Raw genomic sequence first — 21138 nt, 5'->3', positions numbered from 1 at the left:
GGGACGTGGTGATCGCGGAATAGGTATTTCTCTCCACGACCCTGTAGACAAACCGCCATCACGCCCCTTATCTTCCGCACCAGGCCACCGCAGTGGCCAGCGTCGCTCGGACGGTTCCGGGCGCTTACGTCTTCTTGAGGTTTCCATGGCTGACCAAGGTTCGCCGCGCCGTTTTGCGCGCATCGATCGACTCCCCCCTTACGTGTTCAACATCACTGCCGAGCTGAAAATGGCTGCTCGTCGTCGTGGTGAGGACATCATCGACCTGAGCATGGGTAACCCCGATGGGGCAACGCCGCCGCATATCGTCGAAAAACTGGTCACCGTCGCCCAACGTGAAGACACTCACGGCTACTCGACTTCGCGTGGCATCCCGCGTTTGCGTCGGGCGATTTCCAGTTGGTACAAAACCCGCTACGAGGTCGACATCGACCCCGAAACCGAAGCCATCGTCACCATTGGCTCGAAAGAGGGCCTAGCGCACCTGATGCTCGCCACCCTTGACCAAGGTGACACGGTGCTAGTGCCGAACCCCAGCTACCCGATCCACATCTATGGTGCCGTGATCGCAGGCGCTCAGGTGCGCTCGGTGCCGCTGGTGCCGGGCGTGGACTTCTTCGCCGAACTGGAAAAAGCCATTCGTGGCTCGATCCCCAAGCCGAAGATGATGATTCTGGGCTTCCCGTCCAACCCGACCGCGCAGTGCGTCGAGCTGGACTTCTTCGAACGCGTGGTCGCGCTCGCCAAACAGTACGACGTGTTGGTGGTGCACGACCTGGCCTACGCCGACATCGTCTACGACGGCTGGAAAGCCCCGTCGATCATGCAGGTGCCCGGCGCCAAGGACATCGCAGTGGAGTTTTTCACCCTGTCCAAGAGCTACAACATGGCGGGCTGGCGCATCGGCTTCATGGTCGGCAACCCCGAACTGGTCAACGCCTTGGCCCGAATCAAGAGCTACCACGACTACGGCACCTTCACGCCGCTGCAAGTGGCGGCGATCGCGGCACTGGAAGGCGACCAACAGTGCGTGCTCGACATCGCCGAGCAATACCGCCAACGCCGCAACGTGCTGGTCAAAGGCCTGCATGAACTGGGCTGGATGGTGGAAAACCCGAAGGCGTCGATGTACGTCTGGGCCAAGATTCCTGAGGCCTACGCGCACCTGGGCTCGCTGGAGTTCGCCAAGAAGTTGCTGCTCGAAGCCAAGGTCTGCGTCTCGCCGGGTGTCGGTTTTGGTGAGTACGGCGACGATCACGTGCGTTTCGCGCTGATCGAGAACCAAGACCGGATTCGTCAGGCGGTGCGGGGTATTCGCGGGATGTTCCGGGCGGATGGGTTGTTGCCTGCAAAATCGGTCTGAATGCGACATTCGTTATTCCAGAATCCCCGGCCCAGGTCGGGGATTTTTGTTTGGAATACGACCAAAGCGTAGGAGCGCGCTTGCCCGCGATGGCGGTGTGTCAGAGGCATAGAACCCGCCTGATACAACGTTTTCGCGGGCAAGCGCGCTCCTACAAGTGTCATGTTAAACCCTGCATTTCACTCTCCCCGCAAAACCATGTCGTAAACGCGCCTTTGCGTGGCGTGCGTAGGCATCTGGCCTGTCTGCGTCAGCCCTACCATCGCTGCCAAGGGGTGATCCAAAAGCCCCAACACGACAATTCAGGCGCCGCGCCGCCGCTGGGAGAACCGCGATGTTCAGCAAGCAAGACCAAATCCAGGGTTATGACGATGCACTGTTGGCAGCGATGAATGCCGAAGATCAACGTCAGGAAGATCACATCGAGCTGATCGCCTCGGAGAACTACACCAGCAAGCGCGTGATGCAGGCTCAGGGCAGCGGCCTGACCAACAAATATGCCGAGGGCTACCCGGGCAAGCGTTACTACGGTGGCTGCGAGCACGTCGACAAGGTTGAGCAACTGGCCATCGACCGCGCCAAGCAACTGTTCGGCGCTGATTACGCCAACGTTCAGCCGCACTCCGGTTCGTCCGCCAATAGCGCCGTTTACCTGGCCCTGCTGCAAGCCGGCGACACCATTCTGGGCATGAGCCTGGCCCACGGCGGTCACCTGACCCACGGCGCCAAAGTTTCGTCTTCGGGCAAGCTCTACAACGCCGTCCAATACGGCATCGACACCACCACCGGCCTGATCGATTACGACGAAGTCGAGCGCTTGGCCGTCGAGCACAAGCCAAAGATGATCGTTGCAGGCTTCTCGGCTTACTCCAAGACCCTGGACTTCCCACGCTTCCGCGCCATCGCTGACAAAGTCGGTGCGCTGCTGTTCGTCGACATGGCCCACGTGGCCGGTCTGGTCGCTGCCGGTCTGTACCCGAACCCGATTCCGTTCGCTGACGTGGTCACCACCACCACCCACAAAACCCTGCGCGGTCCACGTGGCGGCCTGATCCTGGCCAAAGCCAACGAAGAAATTGAAAAGAAACTGAACGCCGCGGTATTCCCGGGCGCTCAGGGCGGCCCGCTGATGCACGTCATCGCTGGCAAGGCCGTGTGCTTCAAGGAAGCCATGGAGCCAGGCTTCAAGGCTTATCAACAGCAAGTGATCGACAACGCCCAGGCCATGGCTCAGGTGTTCATCGATCGCGGTTACGACGTTGTGTCCGGCGGCACCGACAACCACCTGTTCCTCGTCAGCCTGATCCGTCAGGGGCTGACCGGTAAAGAAGCCGACGCTGCACTGGGCCGTTCGCACATTACCGTGAATAAGAACGCCGTACCGAACGACCCGCAATCGCCGTTCGTGACTTCGGGCCTGCGTATCGGCACCCCGGCCGTCACCACCCGCGGTTTCAAAGTTACCCAATGCGTCACGCTGGCCGGCTGGATCTGCGACATTCTCGACAACCTCGGCGATGCCGATGTCGAGGCCAATGTTGCCAGCCAAGTCGCCGCGCTGTGCGCCGATTTCCCGGTTTACCGCTGAGTCAGGAGTCGCACCATGCAGCATTACTCGGGCTTCGGCCTCTTCAAACACTCCCTCAGCCACCACGAAAACTGGCAGCGCATGTGGCGCACGCCGACCCCTAAAAAGGTCTACGACGTGGTCATCGTGGGCGGTGGCGGTCACGGTCTGGCGACCGCGTACTACCTGGCCAAAGAGCACGGCATCACCAACGTGGCCGTGGTCGAAAAAGGCTGGCTGGGCGGCGGTAACACCGCCCGGAACACCACCATCGTGCGCTCCAACTACCTGTGGGACGAATCCGCTCACCTGTACGAACACGCGATGAAACTGTGGGAAGGCCTGTCCCAGGACCTGAACTACAACGTGATGTTCTCCCAGCGTGGCGTCTACAACCTGTGCCACACCCTACAGGACATGCGTGATTCCGAGCGTCGTGTCAGCGCCAACCGCCTGAACGGCGTCGATGGTGAACTGCTCAACGGCAAGCAGGTGGCGGAAGAAATTCCGTACCTGGACTGCTCGAAGAACACCCGTTACCCAATCATCGGCGCGACCGTTCAACGTCGCGGCGGTGTAGCGCGTCACGACGCCGTGGCCTGGGGCTTCGCCCGTGCCGCCGACGCTTTGGGCGTGGACCTGATTCAGCAAACCGAAGTCACCGGTTTCCGTAAAGAGAACGGCGTGTGCATCGGCGTTGAAACCAACAAAGGTTTCATTGGCGCCAAGCGCGTCGGTGTGGTGACAGCCGGTAACTCCGGTCACATGGCCAAGCTCGCAGGCTTCCGTCTGCCGGTCGAGTCGCACCCGCTGCAAGCGCTGGTGTCCGAGCCAATCAAACCGATCATCGACAGCGTGATCATGTCCAACGCCGTTCACGGCTACATCAGCCAGTCCGACAAGGGCGACCTGGTGATCGGCGCGGGTATCGATGGCTGGGTTGGCTACGGTCAGCGCGGTTCGTACCCGGTGATCGAGCACACCATTCAGGCCATCGTCGAGATGTTCCCGGTGCTGTCGCGGGTGCGCATGAACCGTCAGTGGGGCGGCATCGTCGACACCACGCCGGACGCCTGCCCGATCATCTCCAAGACGCCTGTGCCGAACATGTTCTTCAACTGCGGTTGGGGCACCGGTGGCTTCAAAGCGACTCCGGGTTCGGGCAACGTCTTCGCTGCCAGTCTGGCGAAAGGCGAAATGCACCCGCTGGCCAAGCCGTTTTCCATCGACCGTTTCCATAACGGCGCACTCATTGACGAGCACGGCGCTGCCGCGGTCGCGCACTAACCACTCACAGGAGAAATCCCATGCTTCATATCTTCTGTCCTCACTGTGGCGAACTGCGCTCCGAAGAGGAATTCCACGGTTCGGGTCAGGCTCACATTCCGCGTCCACTGGACCCGGCTGCCTGCACCGACGAACAGTGGGGCGACTACATGTTCTTCCGCGATAACCCGCGTGGCCTGCACCACGAACTGTGGATTCACGCCGCCGGTTGCCGTCAGTACTTCAACGCCACGCGTGACACCGTGACTTACGAAATTCTCGAAACCTATCTGATTGGCACCAAGCCACAGTTCGTGAACCCTGTGCCTGCGGTCGGAAAGGGAGACAAAGCATGAGCCAATCCAATCGTCTGCCCAATGGCGGCCGCATCGACCGCAGCAAGGTCCTGAACTTCAACTTCAACGGCCAGACCTATCAAGGCTTTGAAGGCGACACCCTGGCCGCAGCCCTGCTGGCCAACGGCGTTGACGTCATCGGCCGCAGCTTCAAATATTCGCGTCCTCGCGGCATCTTCGCGGCCGGCTCCGAAGAGCCGAACGCAGTGCTGCAGATCGGCGCGACCGAAGCCACCCAGATCCCGAACGTGCGCGCCACGCAACAAGCGCTGTACTCGGGCCTGGTCGCCACCAGCACCAACGGCTGGCCGAGCGTGAACACCGACATGATGGGCATTCTCGGCAAGGTCGGCGGCAAGCTGATGCCACCGGGCTTCTACTACAAAACCTTCATGTACCCGCAATCGTTCTGGATGACCTACGAGAAGTACATCCGTAAGGCCGCCGGTCTGGGCCGTTCCCCGACCGAAAACGATCCGGACACCTACGACAACATGAACCACCACGCCGACGTGCTAGTGGTTGGCGCAGGCCCTGCTGGCCTCGCGGCGGCACTGGCGGCTGCACGCAGCGGCGCCCGTGTGATCGTGGCTGACGAACAGGAAGAATTCGGTGGCAGCCTGCTGGATTCCCGCGAAAGCCTCGACGGCAAGCCCGCCGCTGAGTGGGTCGCGACCGTCGTTGCCGAGCTGAAAGGCCTGGCCAACGTCGTTCTGCTGCCACGCGCTACCGTGAACGGCTACCACGACCACAACTTCCTGACCATTCACGAGCGTCTGACCGACCACCTCGGCGACCGCGCACCGATTGGCCAGGTGCGTCAGCGTCTGCACCGCGTTCGCGCCAAGCGCGTCGTGCTGGCGACTGGCACTCACGAACGTCCGCTGGTCTACGGCAACAACGATGTGCCGGGCAACATGCTGGCCGGTGCCGTGTCGACGTATGTCCGCCGTTATGGCGTAGCGCCGGGCAAGAAACTGGTCCTGTCCACCAACAACGACTACGCCTACCGCGTGGCGCTGGACTGGCTCGACGCCGGTCTGCAAGTGGTTGCTGTCGCCGATGTGCGTCACAACCCTCGTGGCGCGCTGGTCGAAGAAGCCCGTGCCAAAGGCATCCGCATCCTCACCGGCAGCGCCGTGATCGAAGCTCGCGGCAGCAAGCGCGTCAGCGGTGCCCGCGTGGCAGCGATTGACGTGAAAGCGCACAAAGTTACCAGCCCAGGCGAATGGCTTGATTGCGACCTGATCGCCAGCTCCGGCGGTTACAGCCCGATCGTTCACTTGGCCTCCCACTTGGGCGGCAAGCCGGTCTGGCGTGAAGACATCCTCGGTTTCGTACCGGGTGAAGCCCCTCAGAAACGCGTCTGCGTGGGCGGGATCAACGGCGTTTACGCGCTCGGCGACGCGCTGGCTGACGGTTTCGAAGGCGGCGTGCGCGCAGCCACCGAAGCGGGTTTCCAACCTGTAGAGGGCGTGATTCCGAAAGCGTTGAGCCGCGTGGAAGAGCCTACCTTGGCGATCTTCCAGGTGCCGCACGAGAAGGGCACGTCCCGCGCGCCGAAACAATTCGTCGACCTGCAAAACGACGTCACCGCCGCCGCCATCGAACTGGCGACCCGCGAGGGCTTCGAGTCGGTCGAGCACGTAAAACGCTACACCGCGCTGGGCTTCGGCACCGATCAGGGCAAACTGGGCAACGTCAACGGTCTGGCCATCGCGGCCCGTTCGCTGAACGTCACCATCCCTGAGATGGGCACCACCATGTTCCGCCCGAACTACACGCCGATCACCTTCGGTGCGATTGTCGGTCGTCACTGCGGCCACATCTTCGAGCCGGTGCGCTTCACCGCGCTGCACGCCTGGCACGTCAAGAACGGCGCCGAATTCGAAGACGTCGGTCAGTGGAAACGTCCGTGGTACTTCCCGAAAGCCGGTGAAGACATCCATGCCGCCGTGCGCCGCGAATGCAAAGCCGTGCGCGACAGCGTCGGCCTGCTGGACGCCTCGACCCTGGGCAAGATCGACATTCAAGGCCCGGATGCGCGTGAGTTCCTGAACCGCATCTACACCAACGCCTGGACCAAGCTCGATGTGGGCAAGGCGCGCTACGGCCTGATGTGTAAAGAAGACGGTATGGTTTTCGACGACGGCGTGACCGCTTGCGTCGCTGATAACCACTTCATCATGACCACCACCACGGGCGGCGCTGCACGCGTCCTGCAATGGCTGGAAATCTATCAGCAGACTGAATGGCCGGACCTGAAGGTGTACTTCACCTCCGTAACTGACCACTACGCGACCCTGACCCTTTCGGGCCCGAACAGCCGCAAGCTGCTCAGCGAAGTGACCGACATCGACCTGGATCGCGAAGCCTTCCCGTTCATGACCTGGAAAGAAGGTCTGGTCGGTGGCGTACCGGCTCGTGTGTTCCGGATCTCCTTCACCGGTGAGCTTTCCTACGAAGTGAACATCCAGGCCGACTACGCGATGGGCGTTCTGGAAAAAATCGCCGAAGCAGGCAAGAAGTACAACCTGACCCCGTACGGCACTGAAACCATGCACGTACTGCGGGCCGAGAAGGGCTTCATCATCGTCGGCCAGGACACCGACGGCTCGATGACCCCGGACGACCTCAACATGGGCTGGTGTGTTGGGCGCACCAAACCGTTCTCGTGGATCGGTCAGCGCGGTATGAACCGTGAAGACTGCGTGCGTGATCAGCGCAAGCAACTGGTTGGCCTCAAGCCAATCGACCCGAACAAGTGGCTGCCGGAAGGCGCACAGTTGGTGTTCGACCCTAAACAGTCGATCCCGATGACGATGGTTGGTCACGTGACGTCGAGCTACGCGGCGAACTCGCTGGGTTATTCGTTCGCCATGGGCGTGGTCAAGGGCGGTCTGAAGCGTATGGGCGAGCGTGTGTTCTCGCCGCAAGCGGATGGCAGCGTGATCGAGGCAGAAATCGTTTCCTCGGTGTTCTTCGATCCGAAGGGCGACCGGCAGAACGTGGAGTAAGCCTGCGGGCTTGTTGAAATCCCTGTAGGAATGAGCTTGCTCGCGATTACGTCAGATCAGACCCAGATGCGGTGACTGACACAATGCATTCGCGAGCAAGCTCACTCCTACAGGGGCCGTGTTCACCGCTATAACAGAATTCAAGACAGGTGCTCTATGACCACAGCCAACGTTTACCAACAGCGGCCAACGACCGACGCTAAAGTCGAGTCGCCTCTGTTTCACGCCGACCTGAAAAGCCTGGTCGGCAAAGGCCGCACCAACCCGGGTGTGGTGCTGCGCGAGAAAAAACTGCTGGGCCACCTGACCATTCGTGGCGATGCCCATGATCCGGCCTTCGCTGCCGGTGTTCACAAAGCGCTGGGCATGGAATTGCCAGGTGCGTTGACGTTGGTTTCCAGCGGCGAGAGTTCGATCCAGTGGATGGGCCCGGATGAGTGGCTGCTGATCGTGCCAACCGGCGAAGAGTTCGCTGTCGAGCAGAAACTGCGTGAAGCGCTGGCCGGCCTGCACATTCAGGTGGTCAACGTGTCCGGCGGCCAATCCATTCTGGAACTGACCGGCCCGAACGTGCGCGACGTGCTGATGAAATCCACCAGCTACGATGTACACCCAAGTAACTTCCCGGTCGGCAAGGCCGTCGGCACGGTGTTCGCCAAGTCGCAACTGGTGATCCGTCGTACGGGCGAAGAAAGCTGGGAACTGCTGATCCGCCGCAGCTTCTCCGATTACTGGTGGCTGTGGCTGCAGGATGCGAGCGCCGAGTATGGCCTTGGGATCGCAGCCTGATTCAGCTTTGATCGTTCCCACGCTCGGCGTGGGAACGCATCCCGGGACGCTCTGCGTTCCATGTGAAGGACGCGGAGCGTCCTGAACTGCATTCCCACGCAGAGCGTGGGAACGATCTGAGGAAAAACTATGAGCCGCGCCCCCGATACCTGGATTCTGACCGCCGACTGCCCCAGCGTACTGGGCACGGTGGATGCGGTGACGCGCTTTCTGTTCGAGCAGGGCTGCTATGTTACTGAGCACCATTCCTTCGATGACCGGCTGTCCAGCCGCTTTTTCATTCGCGTTGAATTCCGTCAGCCCGACGGCTTCGACGAGGCATCTTTTCGCGCGGGCCTGACCGAACGTGCCGCAGCCTTTGGCATGAATTTCGAGCTGACGGCGCCGAATTACCGCCCAAAAGTGGTGATCATGGTTTCCAAGGCCGATCACTGCCTCAACGACCTGCTCTACCGTCAGCGCATCAATCAGCTGTCGATGGACGTGGTCGCCGTGGTCTCCAACCACCCCGATCTCGAACCACTGGCGCGCTGGCACGATATTCCCTACTACCATTTCCCACTCGACCCCAACGACAAGCCTGCGCAGGAAGCGAAGGTCTGGCAGGTGATCGAGGAATCCGGCGCCGAGCTGGTGGTGCTTGCCCGTTACATGCAGGTGCTGTCGCCGGAGTTGTGCCGCAAGCTCGATGGCAAGGCGATCAACATTCACCACTCGCTGCTGCCGGGCTTCAAGGGCGCCAAGCCGTATCACCAGGCCTACAACAAGGGCGTGAAACTGGTCGGCGCGACGGCGCATTACATCAACAACGATCTGGACGAAGGTCCGATCATCGCCCAGGGCGTCGAGGTGGTAGACCACAGTCACTACCCCGAGGACCTGATCGCCAAGGGCCGCGACATCGAAGGCCTGACCCTGGCGCGAGCGGTGGGTTATCACATTGAACGGCGTGTGTTCCTCAACGCCAACAGGACAGTCGTCCTGTAGCTCCAAGCGTTAAGCCACAAGCTACAAGAGGAAAAGCTAGAAAGCTGTAGACCCGTTTCAAGCTGAGGCAGTGGTAGCAGGGCTTTTCTTGCTGCTTGAAGCTTATGGCTTGGAGCTTAGCTGTATCCATAACAACAATTCAGCGAGGTGAAAGCATGTCTGGTAATCGTGGTGTGGTGTATCTCGGCGCAGGCAAGGTCGAAGTACAGAAGATCGACTATCCCAAAATGCAGGACCCGCGTGGGAAGAAGATCGAGCACGGTGTCATCCTGCGCGTGGTATCCACCAACATCTGTGGCTCCGACCAACACATGGTTCGCGGCCGTACAACTGCCCAGGTTGGTCTGGTGCTGGGCCATGAGATCACGGGTGAAGTGGTCGAAAAGGGCACTGGCGTCGAAAACCTGAAGATCGGTGATCTGGTTTCCGTTCCTTTCAACGTCGCGTGCGGCCTGTGCCGTTCCTGCAAAGAGCAACACACCGGCGTGTGCCTGACCGTCAATCCGGGCCGTCCGGGTGGTGCTTACGGCTATGTCGACATGGGCGACTGGACCGGCGGCCAAGCTGAATACGTCCTCGTTCCATACGCTGACTTCAACCTGCTCAAGCTTCCTGATCGCGACAAGGCCATGGAAAAAATCCGTGACCTGACCTGCCTCTCCGACATTCTGCCGACTGGCTACCACGGCGCTGTCACTGCCGGTGTAGGCCCAGGCAGCTCGGTGTACATCGCCGGTGCCGGTCCTGTCGGTCTGGCGGCGGCCGCTTCGGCCCGTCTGTTGGGCGCGGCGGTCGTCATCGTCGGTGACGTGAACCCTGTTCGTCTGGCGCACGCCAAGGCTCAGGGCTTCGAAATCGCTGACCTGTCCACCGACACCCCACTGCACGAACAGATCGCCGCATTGCTGGGCGAGCCTGAAGTGGACTGCGCCGTCGACGCCGTGGGCTTCGAGGCCCGTGGTCATGGTCACGCGGGCGTCAAGGAAGAAGCACCGGCCACCGTGCTCAACTCCCTGATGGGCGTCGTGCGCGTCGCGGGCAAGATCGGTATCCCTGGCCTGTACGTCACTGATGATCCGGGCGCTGTCGATGCTGCCGCGAAAATGGGCAGCCTGAGCATTCGCTTTGGTCTGGGCTGGGCGAAATCCCACAGCTTCCACACCGGTCAGACCCCGGTCATGAAGTACAACCGTCAACTGATGCAAGCCATCATGTGGGACCGCATCAACATCGCTGAAGTGGTGGGCGTGCAGGTCATCAGCCTCGACGACGCGCCACGCGGTTACGGCGAGTTCGACGCAGGCGTTCCGAAGAAATTCGTGATCGACCCGCACAAACTGTTCAGCGCGGCGTAAGCCAGGCGGCAGAGCACCAAAAGGCGACCTTCGGGTCGCCTTTTTTGTGCGCGACGAATGGCGCAAAGCCTCGCGGTGACGCTGTATTCGGCAGATGTTTCATGGTATTAACACGCACCTATTCAACAAGGATGTGAGTGGTTTCATGGTGATCGACGCGCTGAAGATGTCCCTGCAGGGTTACGCTGTTCTCGGCTTCGTGTTGTACCTGATAGGCGCGGTAGCGATCTTTTCGCTCTTCGCCGTCGCCTATACCCGCCTGACCCCCCATGCCGAATTTGCGCTGATCCGCGAGGGCAACACGGCAGCCTCCATCGCGTTGTCAGGCGCGCTGATCGGTTTTGCGATTCCGGTCGCCAGCGTCATCTCCCATTCGATTTCCCTCCTCGACTTTCTCGTCTGGGCGCTGATCGCGTCCGTTGTGCAATTGCTGGTGTTCGGCGGCGTGAGCTTCGTGCTCAAAGGCCTTTCGCGCCGTATCGAAAGCGGTGAGATCGCCGCTGCGGTGTTCGTCGCCGCCATCTCCATCAGCATCGGGCTGCTCAACGCGGCCTGCATGACGCCGTCTGCCTGAGGAGTCGCCATGAAACGCAGCAAAAGCATTCGGCTGGCCGCTCTGGGCAGCCTTTCGCTGGCGTTGACCGCGTGCGACAGCGGGAAGCGCCCGATGAAAACCGTCAGTGAAACCAGGCAATACGAAAACCTCGAAGCCTGCACCAAATCCGGTGTGGCGACAGACGTTTGTATCGACGCGTACACCGCTGCGTATGAGCTGCATCGTAACCGGGCGCCGTCCTACGACAGCTACGCCGATTGTGAAGCGGACTACGACGTCGGTATGTGCACCGAGCGCTCGAACAACGGGCGGATCATGCCGGTCTCCAGCGGTTTTGCCGTGACGACGCAACGCGAAGTGCCCGCCGATGAGCCAGCGACCTCGTCCGGTGGCGGCAGTGGGGGCGGAGGCGGTGGGCATGGCTCGGGCGGCTTCTGGCGCTGGCTCAGTTACGGCGATGACGGTCCGCGTTATTACAGCGAGCCGCTGTACCGTGAGCGTGTCGGGATCGATCAATCGCGGCTGGTTTCGTTGAATCAGCAGCTCAGCGAAGGCAAGACGTTCCCCAAAGCCAAAAACGGGCGCTTCAAGGTCTCCAGTCCTGAGTCGTTCTCCACCAGCGTGAAGCTGTCCGGCGCGGAGCCCATTCGCGTGAGTCGGGGCGGTTTTGGCGCCCGTGGCGGCTCCGGCGGCTGAGGGGGCTTTCGATGAAAAGAATCCGAATCGCCCCGCGCCCGGACTGGCGAGAGACCGCTGAGCAGTTTGGCTTTGGTTTCCACACGTTCGACGGCGAGCCCTATTGGGACGAGTCTGCGTATTACCAGTTCTCGCTGGCGCAGATCGAGAACGACCTGGAGGACCCCACGCGGGAAATCCATGAGATGTGCCTGGACCTCGTCGCACGGGTGGTAGACAGCGAGCAATGGCTCGAAAAACTGGCGATCCCTGCGCAGTACCGCGACTTCGTTCGGCGTTCGTGGAAGGAACGGCAGCCTCATTTATATGGCCGCATGGACCTCAGCTACGACGGCCACGGTCCGGCAAAGTTGTTGGAGACCAACTACGACACGCCGACGTCGTTGTACGAAGCGAGCATCTTTCAGTACCTGTGGCTCGACCAGCAGATTCAGCGTGGCCAACTGCCCTCTGAGTCGGATCAGTTCAACAGCCTGGAAGAAAAGCTGACTGATCTGTTTCGCGGCTTGTTCATCGAAACCCCGTTTTATTTCTCGTCCGTGAAAGGCTCGGTCGAGGATCGTGGCACGGTGGAATACTTGCGAGACATCGCCCGTGAAGCCGGGCTACAGACCCACCTGATCGACATCGAAGACATCGGCCTGGACACGCGCGGCACATTCGTCGATGAGTCGAACGCACCGATCCGCACGCTGTTCAAACTGTACCCGTGGGAGCACATGTTTCAGGAGGAATTCGGTGCTGCCATCGAGAAGAGTGGCACGCTGTTCATCGAGCCTGCGTGGAAGTCGATCCTCTCGAACAAAGGCGCGCTGGCGCTGCTGTGGGAATTGCACGAAGGGCATCCGAACCTGCTGCCGACCTTCTTCGACGCCGATCCGACTCAGCCACTGGCCAACGGCTGGGTGCGCAAACCGTTCTTCTCCCGCGAAGGCGCCAACATCGACATCCGCACAGACAATGGCCGCAGGGTTTATCAGAACGGCCCTTATGGCTCAGGCCCGAGCGTGCTGCAGAAATTTCACCCGCTGCCCTGTTTCGAGGGCCATTACACCGTCATCGGCAGCTGGATGATTGGCGATCAGCCTGCCGGGATCGGCATTCGCGAGGATGATTCGTTGATTACCAAGGACACCAGCCGCTTTCTGCCGCACATCATTCGATGATTGCGGATGACTGAACAGGGCGACCTTCGGGTCGCCTTTTTTACGTCTGGCGTAGGGCGAAGCCCTGGGCGATGTAAGGCGTTTCTGTGATTGCCTGGGGAATTTTTGATTTCTATTCCCGCTTGTTTCTAGAGGTGTGATCGCGTGCTATTTGTCTGCCCGGTTTTTTCTGGGTGCGGATGCAGCATGTCGATGGGGGCGTTGAAAGCGGGGTTTATCGTGGGGATTGGCATCGGGTTGATTGCCGTGCCCGCCGTGTTGGCCAAGGCGGATTCGGACGCGCAAGCGCCGCGCTGGATTTCCTCAGTGGTCTTCTTCGAAAACGCCAACGCCTGCCAGTGGGCGGGTGTGCCTGCGCAGATTTGCCAATCCGGTTATCGCTCTGCCTACCGCCAGCACGTTCGAATCGCACCGGCTTATCACGACGAAGCCAGCTGTGAGGCCGATTTCGTTCCGGGGGAATGTTTTGTCGGTGGCGTGTCACGTCTGTGGACGCCCTGGCTTTCAGGCTTCTCCCTGATCACCCAGGCGCAATTGCCGACCACCAAAGGGCATGAACGGTTCGCTAACGTCAGTCAGTCGTGGTCGCAGCGATTGCAGGGCGTCGGTGAGGCACCGGAGCCTGCGAGACGGGTGCGTTACTTCAGTGAGCCGCTGTACTGGGAGCGTGATCATCAGGGCGGCGCTCGCCTGACGAGCCTGCGAGAAAAACTGCGCAATGGGGAGCGCTTCGCCAACGCCTTCAGCAAACGCCCGCCAGTCCAGTCGGGTTCGGTGTTATGGACCCGTCAGTTGGCGCGGTTTTTCGAGCCGCAACGCCTGATTGACGTTGCGATTCCCTAAGCCGCGCTTACAGCGACGCCAACTGGCCTTTGTACAGAATCGGTCCGGTTGGTTTGCCTGACGGCGAGCCTCCTTTCGGCTCCAGCGTAATCGCCATCGTCGTTTGTCCGCTCAGCAACTTGCGCTGAGCATCGCTCAAGTCCACGCGTCCTTTGCCGTCGTCGGGAATCACGCCCAGCGAGACAGGCACGCCATCCAGCGGAATCGCCCACAGCTCCAGACTGCGGCCCGGATCGACCGAGGCTACGGCCACTGGCTCGACTTTCAGATAGCGTTCGAACGCCTGAACGGTCAGGGCCGGCTGTTGGTCGTTGGCCACCAGTGTGGCGTTGAAGTCCGGTTTGTCGCGGGTGTAGATCACGCCCACGATGATCGCGACCAACAGCGAGCAGGCGACAGCGGCCACGCGTATCCAGCTCCAGAACGAGCGTTTTTCCGGCACGTGCAGACGCTGCGGCTCGATGCGCGCGACGATCTGTTGCCACACGCGATCAGGCACTGGTTCTGGCCGCAACTCAGTCGTCAGCCCGATCAGGCTTTCCTGCCACTGAGCGACTTCAGCGCGCAGATTGGGGTCGTCCAGCAGCAGGCTTTCGAAGCGCCTGCGGGCGGTCGAGGGCATCAGGCCGATGGCGTAGTCGGCGGCGAGGGCACGGCGCAATTCAGGCTGGAGGTAATTCATGATTCAAGGCACCTGCGCAGACGCTCCATGCCGCGGCGAATCCACGATTTGACCGTGCCCAGCGGCGCGGCCAGTTGCGTGACCAGATCCCCGTGGGATGCGCCGTGAAAATACGCGGTGATAATCGACTGGCGCTGCATGCCTTCCAAGGTGTCGAGGCAGCGACGCAGCGCCGTGGCATCGCGCAGGCTTTCCATCTGCTCATGAGCCGATGGCGCCTCATCGAACAGGGCTTGCACTTGCTCGTCGGTCAGCGGGTCTTCACGGTGTTTGCGCAGTTGGTCGATGGCCTTGTTGCGCGTGATGCTGACCATCCAGGTCATCGGCGCCGAGAGGCTCGGCTCGTATTGCGACGCGCTGTTCCAGATCCGCACGAAGGCTTCCTGCAACACATCCTCGGCCTGATCGCGATGGCCCATGCAACGCAACGCCACTGCGAACAATTGGCCGGACACCTTGCGGTAGAGGGTTTCGAACGCCCGGCGATTGCCCAGCGAACATTGCGCCAGCAGTTGCCGGAGTTCATCGGCGTCGACAGAAGAGATAAGCGTGCTCCCGGCATGGGTTCGGCGACGGCCACGCAGGTGGCCAGAATGCTGGCAGATTAGTCCAGGTTGAGCCGCAGTTCCATTCACCGTTTTTACTCGCGAAAAGGAATCGGGAGCGCCACCGCCCATCGGGCAGGACAGTGCGCGCGTTTTCGTCCATGCAGGGGATACGTCGCGGCGGATCAACTGGATGCACGGCAAACGCAGATATTTCGCAGGCTCTGCGGATTCTGGCGGGTTTGAACTTCCATCGGGGCAGCGGTCCAACGCGGAGTTACGCCGGCCCCGGCCGGTTCTTTTGCATGTGAGGTTGGCTCAATGAACGTATCACTGAAAAACGCACGCGGCGCTATTCTGGCGACCCTGATGGCACTGGCGGCAACCCCGGTTTTCGCTTTCAACCTGAACGACGCCGCCAACGCTGTTTCCGGCGCCACCGGCGGCCAGCAGAAAGCCACCGCAGCCCCTGAGGCTGCCGGACTGCTCAACACGCTCGGCACCCAACTGAACGTCACCCCGCAGCAAGCCGTCGGCGGCACCGGCGCACTGCTGGGTCTGGCCAAGAACAAGCTCTCTGGCAATGACTACTCGCAACTGAGCCAGTCCGTCCCCGGCCTTGATCAACTCGCCGGCACCTCTGCACTCGGCAGCCTCGGCGGGTTGGGCGGCATGCTCGGCAACTCCGGTAGCCAATCGGCCGTCAACAACGCACTGGGCAACGTGCAAAGCATGGGCGACGTGACCAAAGCCTTCGGCGCACTGGGCATGGACGGCAACATGGTCGGCCAGTTCGTCCCGGTGATCCTGCAATACCTGAGTCAGCAAGGCGCAAGCGGCTCGGCGCTGTCGGCGTTGGGTGGGGTGTGGGGGGCGAAATGATCGGATCAGTCCTGACCCGATTAACGCCCTGAAACAAAAGAATTTAACGATACGCTTCAGCGGCCGATACGGCTTGGCGATCAATGCGTTGGCTATTTCAGTGACGCCTGACCATTACCAGATTGGTCAGTTTGGCCGTTGACGTAACATGCTGCCAGCGTGAACATACGCCTCAATTGCGCCCGATCCTCTGGTGCTGGCTTAGTCCGGCATTACGTTCGGGCCTTCTTATTTTTGAGACATGGACGTTGTCGAAGCTAGCGCCTCCCAAACCTTTTTGTACGTATGCGCGGTTGGTTGACTGTTGGCCGAGCGCGGCATGGTTATCAATGATCGGCATCGTGCGCACCGCAAGCTTGCTCAGTTGGGCTATTACCGACTGAGCGGATTCTGGTACCCCGCTCGCACCTTCAAGATGAACGGCTCCAGATCTGAAACATGTGAGGTAACAGGCAGGCCCGTCCGGCTGGAGGCGTTTCAATCGGGAACTTCCTTCGATAACGTGGTGAGCCTTTATCAATTCGATAAGCGGCTGCGGCTGCTGATGCTGGACGCGATCGAGCGCCTCGAGGTTCATCTCAAGACCCTGATGGCGCACGAGGTGGGTTATCACGGCCCGATGGCTTACGTCGATCAGCGCTTTGTGCTGCGCAAATGGACCTTGTTTTACACAGACTCTCGCGGCAACGAGCGCAACAAATGGGAATAGTGGCGGCGCAAACAAGAGTCGCACATTGCTCGTAGCCGAGAGGACTGCATTCGCTGGCATAGGCAGGCTGGCAAGTCCATTCCTGTTTGGGTGGCGGTAGAGGCGTGGGATTTCGGGGATCTTTCAGAATTTTTCGAGTTGCTGGGTCACCGGTATCAGAACTTCATCCTTGCGCGTTTGGGGGTGACCAACGCAAAAATGTTAAGCCGCTGGTTGCAGCAGATCAGTCATCTACGCAACCGATGCGCGCATCATGCCCGTATTTGGAATCAGGCCTCACCAAACCCACTGGCAGTTCCGGATGATCCCTATTTCCAAGCGCTGAATCTGGATCAACATGCGCTCAAAAGGTTGTTCGGTCTTGTGGCAATTATTGGGTATCTCTTACGCACAATCGCCCCAGCCTCCACATGGATAAATGACGTCGCCGATCTGATCGATAAAAAGCCGTTGATGCCTGGTTGTACATTCAAGGCGATGGGGTTCGCCAGTGAGGCCGGATTTCCGCGTTCATCGTTCGGGGGGTGATGCATCAGTTCTTAGCGTGATCCCCACGCAACTCAGCAATCCTCGCGTTTTTCTCGTTCCACAGCCGGTTCACCCAGTCCTGCACGTATTCGCGAAACACCGGGTCGTTTTCGTAATCGCCTCGCCACAGGGCGGGGTCGAGTTCTCGGGTTTTGATGTCGATGATGACCCTTGGCACTTGCCCTGAGATCAAGTCCCAAAAACCGGGAATGCGGTCGCCGGGGTACACGACGGTGACGTCCAGCACGGCGTCCAGCTGTTCACCCATCGCGGCCAGCACGAAGGCCACGCCACCGGCCTTGGGGCGGAGCAGGTAGGAGTGGGGCGACGCCTGTTCCGCGTGTTTGGCGGGTGTGAAACGCGTGCCTTCCAGGTAATTCACGATGGTGACGGGCTGGCGCTTGTACAGCTCGCAGGCCTCCTTGGTGATTTCCAGGTCTTTGCCTTTCAGCTCGGGATTCTTCGCCAGGAACGCCTTGGTGTAGCGCTTCATGAACGGGTAGTCGAGCGCCCACCACGCGAGACCGAGAAACGGCACCCAGACCAGCTCTTTCTTGAGAAAGAATTTGAAGAACGGCGTCCGGCGATTCAACGCCTGCACCAGCGCCGGAATGTCGACCCACGATTGATGATTGCTGATCACCAGATACGACGTGTCGTCGCGCAGGCCCTGGTCGCCGTTGATCTCCCAGCGCGTCGGAATGCATAGCTTGAAGATCAGCTTATTGACCTCGGCCCACGTCTCGGCAATCCACATCACCGCCCACGAACAGCGGTCTCGCATCTCGCTCTGGAACACCAGTTTCAGCAGCGCGAAGACCATCAATGGCCCGAACAGCACCAGGGTGTTGAGCAGAAGCAGGAGCGTGACAGCAATTCCGGTGAGCAGGTGACGCATAAATCACTCAGGGTCGAGGGCAGGGGTGGGCATGATAAGCAGCTTGGTTCAGGTAGCCAAATCCGGCCAGCGCTGACAAATGTTTCACTCGGTTATCTATAGCCTGACTTCTTTCTTTGTAAGCGAACGAACCCCAAAGTTGCGGTCTAAAATCGGGCTCGTGCAACGCCCACCCCATTGCGAGGAACCTGTTACGTGAAATCCCTTCTGGCGCTTCTGTCTCTGCTGGCGTTGCCTGTCATGGCCGCCGAACCGACGTTGTACGGTCGCTACGAGTACATTCAGGTTTCGGAGTTCGGCGAAACCTTCAAGGCCAAGATGGACACCGGCGCGCTCACTGCCTCGTTGTCGGCCAAGGACATCGAGCTGTTCAAGCGTGATGGCGATGACTGGGTGCGCTTCCGTCTGGCCACCAAAGACGCTGATAACAAGGTCTACGAACACAAGGTGTCGCGCATCAGCCGCATCAAAGGCCGGTCCGATGGCGATGATGACGATGAGCCGGTCGATCCGACCAAACGCCCGGTGGTGGACCTGGAGCTGTGCCTCGGCAACGTCAAGCGCACCGTCGAGGTGAACCTTGTAGACCGAAGCCATTTCAACTACCCGTTACTGATCGGCGCCAAGGCCTTGCGTGAATTCGGCGCGGCCGTGAACCCGGCCCGTCGTTACACCGCCGACAAGCCCGAGTGCTGATGTAGCCGTAGCGCCGATTGACGTGCGGACCTGATATCCGGCACCGTTCCGGCTTTACGCCAAGTGCTCGGATGCCATGCCCCACATTCTGATTGTCGAAGATGAAGCCGCCATCGCCGATACCCTCGTCTATGCCTTGCAGGGCGAGGGTTTCACCACCACGTGGCAGACGCTGGGGCTGGCGGCCGTCGAGTATCAGCGCGCGACCCCCGCCGATCTGGTCATCCTCGACATCGGTTTGCCCGATATCAGCGGCTTCGAAACCTGCAAGCAACTGCGCCGTTTCACCGAAGTGCCGGTGATGTTTCTGAGTGCTCGCGATGGTGAAATCGACCGGGTGGTGGGGCTTGAAATCGGCGCGGACGATTACGTCGTCAAGCCTTTCAGCCCCCGGGAAGTCACCGCGCGGGTTCGGGCGATTCTCAAGCGTATGTCACCACGCATCGATCCCTCGGCCTCCAGCAATGGTCATTTTTTGATCGACGCGGATCGCGTGCTCATCACCTATCGCGGGCAACCGCTTGGCCTCACGCGTCACGAATTTCGGCTGTTGCAGTGCTTGCTGGAACAACCCCAGCGGGTATTCAGTCGCGAGCAATTGCTCGACGCGTTGGGCGTGCCTAGCGATGCGGGCTATGAGCGCAGCATCGACAGTCACATCAAGAGCGTGCGCGCCAAACTGCGCATGATTGCGCCCGATGCGGAGCCGATCCAGACCCATCGTGGCTTGGGGTACAGCTACAGCCCGGAGCGTAGCTGATGCGCCTGAGCATCCGGATTTTTCTGGTCTATGCGCTGTTCATCGGCCTGACCGGCTATTTCGTGCTCAGTACCGTGATGAAGGAAGTCCGTCCCGGCGTTCGTCAGTCCACAGAGGAAACCTTGGTCGACACGGCCAACCTGCTGGCCGAAGTGCTGCGTGAGGACGTCAAGAACGGCACTTTGAGCCAGAGCCATTTCCCCGAGGTGTTGAAGGCCTACGGTCTGCGTCAGCCGGGCGCGACGATCTGGGGCTTGCCGAAGAATCAGGTCAACAACCGGGTTTACGTGACCGACGCCAAAGGCATCGTGCTGCTCGACTCCAGCGGCGAAGCGGTGGGGCAGGATTACTCGCGCTGGAACGACGTCTACCTGACCTTGCGAGGCGAGTACGGCGCGCGTTCGACACGCCTCGATCCACACAACCCGGACTCGTCCGTGATGCACGTCGGCGCGCCGATTCGTGACGGCGGCCAGATCATCGGCGTCGTGACCGTCGCCAAACCTAACAGCTCGCTGCAACCCTATGTGGACCGGACCGAGCGACGCTTGCTCTGGTACGGCGCGGGGCTGGTGGTGTTGGGGCTGTTATTCGCCGCGCTGCTGTCGAGTTGGCTGAGCCACTCCTTACGCCGGCTGACGAGCTACGCGCAGGCTGTGAGTGAAGGGCGACGCGCCGAGCTGCCGCATTACCGGGGCGGCGAGCTGGCGCAACTCTCACACGCGGTGGAGCACATGCGCACACAGCTTGAGGGCAAGGCCTACGTCGAACGGTATGTGCATACGCTGACTCACGAGCTGAAAAGCCCGTTGGCGGCCATCCGTGGGGCAGCGGAGTTACTTCACGAAGACATGCCCTCCGAGCAACGTCGGCGTTTCATCAGCAACATCGACAACGAGAGCGCACGGATGCAGCAGTTGATCGAGCGACTCCTGAACCTGGCGATGGTCGAGCAACGCCAGGCGCTGGAAGAGTCTGTCAGCGTACCTGTTGCGGAATTGATCGATGACGTTCTCGCGGCTCAAAGTGGGCGCATTGAGCGCAAACGGCTGAAGATCGAGCAGTCGATTGGGCCGGACGTCAGCGTCACGGGCGAACGTTTTCTGTTACGTCAGGCGTTCGCCAATCTGGTGGAGAACGCGCTGGACTTCACTCCGGGCGAGGGCACATTGCGCTTCTCTGCCGAGCGAGAGGGTGAGCGGCTGCGTGTCAGTCTGTTCAACAGCGCCGAAGCCATTCCCGACTACGCACTGCCTCGCCTGAGTGAGCGCTTTTATTCACTGCCAAGGCCTGACAGCGGCCGTAAAAGCACGGGGCTTGGACTCAATTTCGTTGAGGAAGTGGTGCAGCTGCACGGCGGTGAACTGCACATTGGAAATGTTGAAGGCGGCGTTCTGGTGAGCGTTCTTCTGTAGCCGATCTCCACACAAACTCCACATTCACCCCATCATTCCTCCACACGGGCTTCTCACACTCT

The 21138-nt window shown here is 60.4% G+C and carries 19 protein-coding genes and 1 pseudogene; 17 read left to right on the top strand and 3 right to left on the bottom strand.

Translation table 11 applies throughout. The features are described 5' to 3' along the window. The first annotated feature begins 145 nt into the window (after window positions 1-145). The 12 genes from alaC (at window position 146) to GVN17_RS12955 (ending at window position 13961) form a co-directional block, all read left to right on the top strand. Window positions 146-1363: an alanine transaminase gene (alaC, locus tag GVN17_RS13010; RefSeq protein WP_166595676.1), complete on the top strand. Its 1218-nt coding sequence runs from the start codon at window positions 146-148 to the stop codon at window positions 1361-1363. Window positions 1364-1697: 334 nt separating this feature from the next. Then, window positions 1698-2951 (top strand): serine hydroxymethyltransferase, encoded by a 1254-nt coding sequence (locus GVN17_RS13005; RefSeq protein ID WP_166595675.1) that lies wholly within the window; start codon window positions 1698-1700, stop codon window positions 2949-2951. 15 nt (window positions 2952-2966) lie between these two features. Further along, window positions 2967-4217, top strand: coding sequence for a sarcosine oxidase subunit beta family protein (locus GVN17_RS13000; RefSeq protein ID WP_062385335.1), 1251 nt, complete (start codon window positions 2967-2969; stop codon window positions 4215-4217). A gap of 20 nt (window positions 4218-4237) precedes the next feature. After that, entirely contained in the window at window positions 4238-4552 is a 315-nt protein-coding gene (locus GVN17_RS12995) for a sarcosine oxidase subunit delta (RefSeq protein WP_166595674.1), read from the top strand. Next, complete coding sequence (locus GVN17_RS12990) at window positions 4549-7569, top strand: sarcosine oxidase subunit alpha (RefSeq protein ID WP_166595673.1); 3021 nt, start codon at window positions 4549-4551, stop codon at window positions 7567-7569. The genes GVN17_RS12995 and GVN17_RS12990 overlap by 4 nt, the downstream gene beginning before the upstream one ends. 156 nt (window positions 7570-7725) lie before the next feature. Further along, entirely contained in the window at window positions 7726-8358 is a 633-nt protein-coding gene (locus GVN17_RS12985; RefSeq protein WP_166595672.1) for a sarcosine oxidase subunit gamma, read from the top strand. Window positions 8359-8487: 129 nt separating this feature from the next. Continuing rightward, window positions 8488-9345: a formyltetrahydrofolate deformylase gene (gene purU / locus GVN17_RS12980; protein ID WP_166595671.1), complete on the top strand. Its 858-nt coding sequence runs from the start codon at window positions 8488-8490 to the stop codon at window positions 9343-9345. A 155-nt stretch (window positions 9346-9500) separates the two neighbouring features. Continuing rightward, window positions 9501-10700 carry a formaldehyde dehydrogenase, glutathione-independent gene (gene fdhA, locus GVN17_RS12975; RefSeq protein WP_166595670.1) on the top strand — a complete coding sequence of 400 codons (1200 nt, stop codon included), beginning with the start codon at window positions 9501-9503 and terminating at the stop codon, window positions 10698-10700. A 148-nt stretch (window positions 10701-10848) separates the two neighbouring features. Then, a complete protein-coding gene (locus GVN17_RS12970; RefSeq protein ID WP_178115728.1) occupies window positions 10849-11274 on the top strand; it encodes a DUF350 domain-containing protein in 426 nt (141 codons plus the stop codon). A gap of 9 nt (window positions 11275-11283) precedes the next feature. Beyond that, window positions 11284-11952: a DUF1190 domain-containing protein gene (locus GVN17_RS12965; protein ID WP_166595668.1), complete on the top strand. Its 669-nt coding sequence runs from the start codon at window positions 11284-11286 to the stop codon at window positions 11950-11952. Between the two features lie 11 nt (window positions 11953-11963). Beyond that, window positions 11964-13118: a glutathionylspermidine synthase family protein gene (locus GVN17_RS12960; RefSeq protein ID WP_166595667.1), complete on the top strand. Its 1155-nt coding sequence runs from the start codon at window positions 11964-11966 to the stop codon at window positions 13116-13118. A 186-nt stretch (window positions 13119-13304) separates the two neighbouring features. Then, entirely contained in the window at window positions 13305-13961 is a 657-nt protein-coding gene (locus tag GVN17_RS12955) for a DUF1190 domain-containing protein (RefSeq protein WP_166595666.1), read from the top strand. Window positions 13962-13968: 7 nt separating this feature from the next. On the opposite strand, the gene GVN17_RS12950 is transcribed toward GVN17_RS12955, so the two are convergent. Together GVN17_RS12950 and GVN17_RS12945 are read right to left on the bottom strand one after the other, a co-directional pair. Beyond that, window positions 13969-14643, bottom strand: a complete 675-nt coding sequence (locus tag GVN17_RS12950; protein WP_166595665.1) for an anti-sigma factor domain-containing protein — start codon at window positions 14641-14643, stop codon at window positions 13969-13971. Beyond that, window positions 14640-15278 (bottom strand): sigma-70 family RNA polymerase sigma factor, encoded by a 639-nt coding sequence (locus tag GVN17_RS12945; RefSeq protein WP_371928539.1) that lies wholly within the window; start codon window positions 15276-15278, stop codon window positions 14640-14642. Before GVN17_RS12945 ends, GVN17_RS12950 begins: the two co-directional genes overlap by 4 nt. Before the next feature lie 243 nt (window positions 15279-15521). Between GVN17_RS12945 and GVN17_RS12940 the strand changes: the two genes are divergently transcribed. Together GVN17_RS12940 and GVN17_RS12935 are read left to right on the top strand one after the other, a co-directional pair. Next, window positions 15522-16070 (top strand): DUF2780 domain-containing protein, encoded by a 549-nt coding sequence (locus GVN17_RS12940; RefSeq protein WP_166595890.1) that lies wholly within the window; start codon window positions 15522-15524, stop codon window positions 16068-16070. 319 nt (window positions 16071-16389) lie between these two features. After that, a pseudogene (locus GVN17_RS12935) lies at window positions 16390-17307 on the top strand (Abi family protein). Between the two features lie 4 nt (window positions 17308-17311). Here GVN17_RS12935 and GVN17_RS12930 read toward each other — a convergent pair. Then, window positions 17312-18205 (bottom strand): acyltransferase, encoded by an 894-nt coding sequence (locus GVN17_RS12930; RefSeq protein ID WP_166595663.1) that lies wholly within the window; start codon window positions 18203-18205, stop codon window positions 17312-17314. A gap of 195 nt (window positions 18206-18400) precedes the next feature. Here GVN17_RS12930 and GVN17_RS12925 point away from each other — a divergent pair, with 195 nt between their 5' ends. From GVN17_RS12925 to creC, 3 genes are all read left to right on the top strand, one after another. Continuing rightward, complete coding sequence (locus GVN17_RS12925; protein ID WP_166595662.1) at window positions 18401-18901, top strand: ATP-dependent zinc protease; 501 nt, start codon at window positions 18401-18403, stop codon at window positions 18899-18901. Window positions 18902-18977: 76 nt separating this feature from the next. Beyond that, window positions 18978-19661: a two-component system response regulator CreB gene (gene creB / locus GVN17_RS12920; RefSeq protein ID WP_166595661.1), complete on the top strand. Its 684-nt coding sequence runs from the start codon at window positions 18978-18980 to the stop codon at window positions 19659-19661. Then, window positions 19661-21076: a two-component system sensor histidine kinase CreC gene (gene creC / locus GVN17_RS12915; protein WP_166595660.1), complete on the top strand. Its 1416-nt coding sequence runs from the start codon at window positions 19661-19663 to the stop codon at window positions 21074-21076. Before creB ends, creC begins: the two co-directional genes overlap by 1 nt. The last annotated feature ends 62 nt before the right edge of the window (window positions 21077-21138 follow it).

Source organism: Pseudomonas sp. SLFW (assembly GCF_009905615.1).
GTDB lineage: Bacteria > Pseudomonadota > Gammaproteobacteria > Pseudomonadales > Pseudomonadaceae > Aquipseudomonas > Aquipseudomonas bambusae.
The sequence above is the reverse complement of the archived record's forward strand: the minus strand, read 5'-3'. Positions and strand labels throughout refer to the sequence as shown.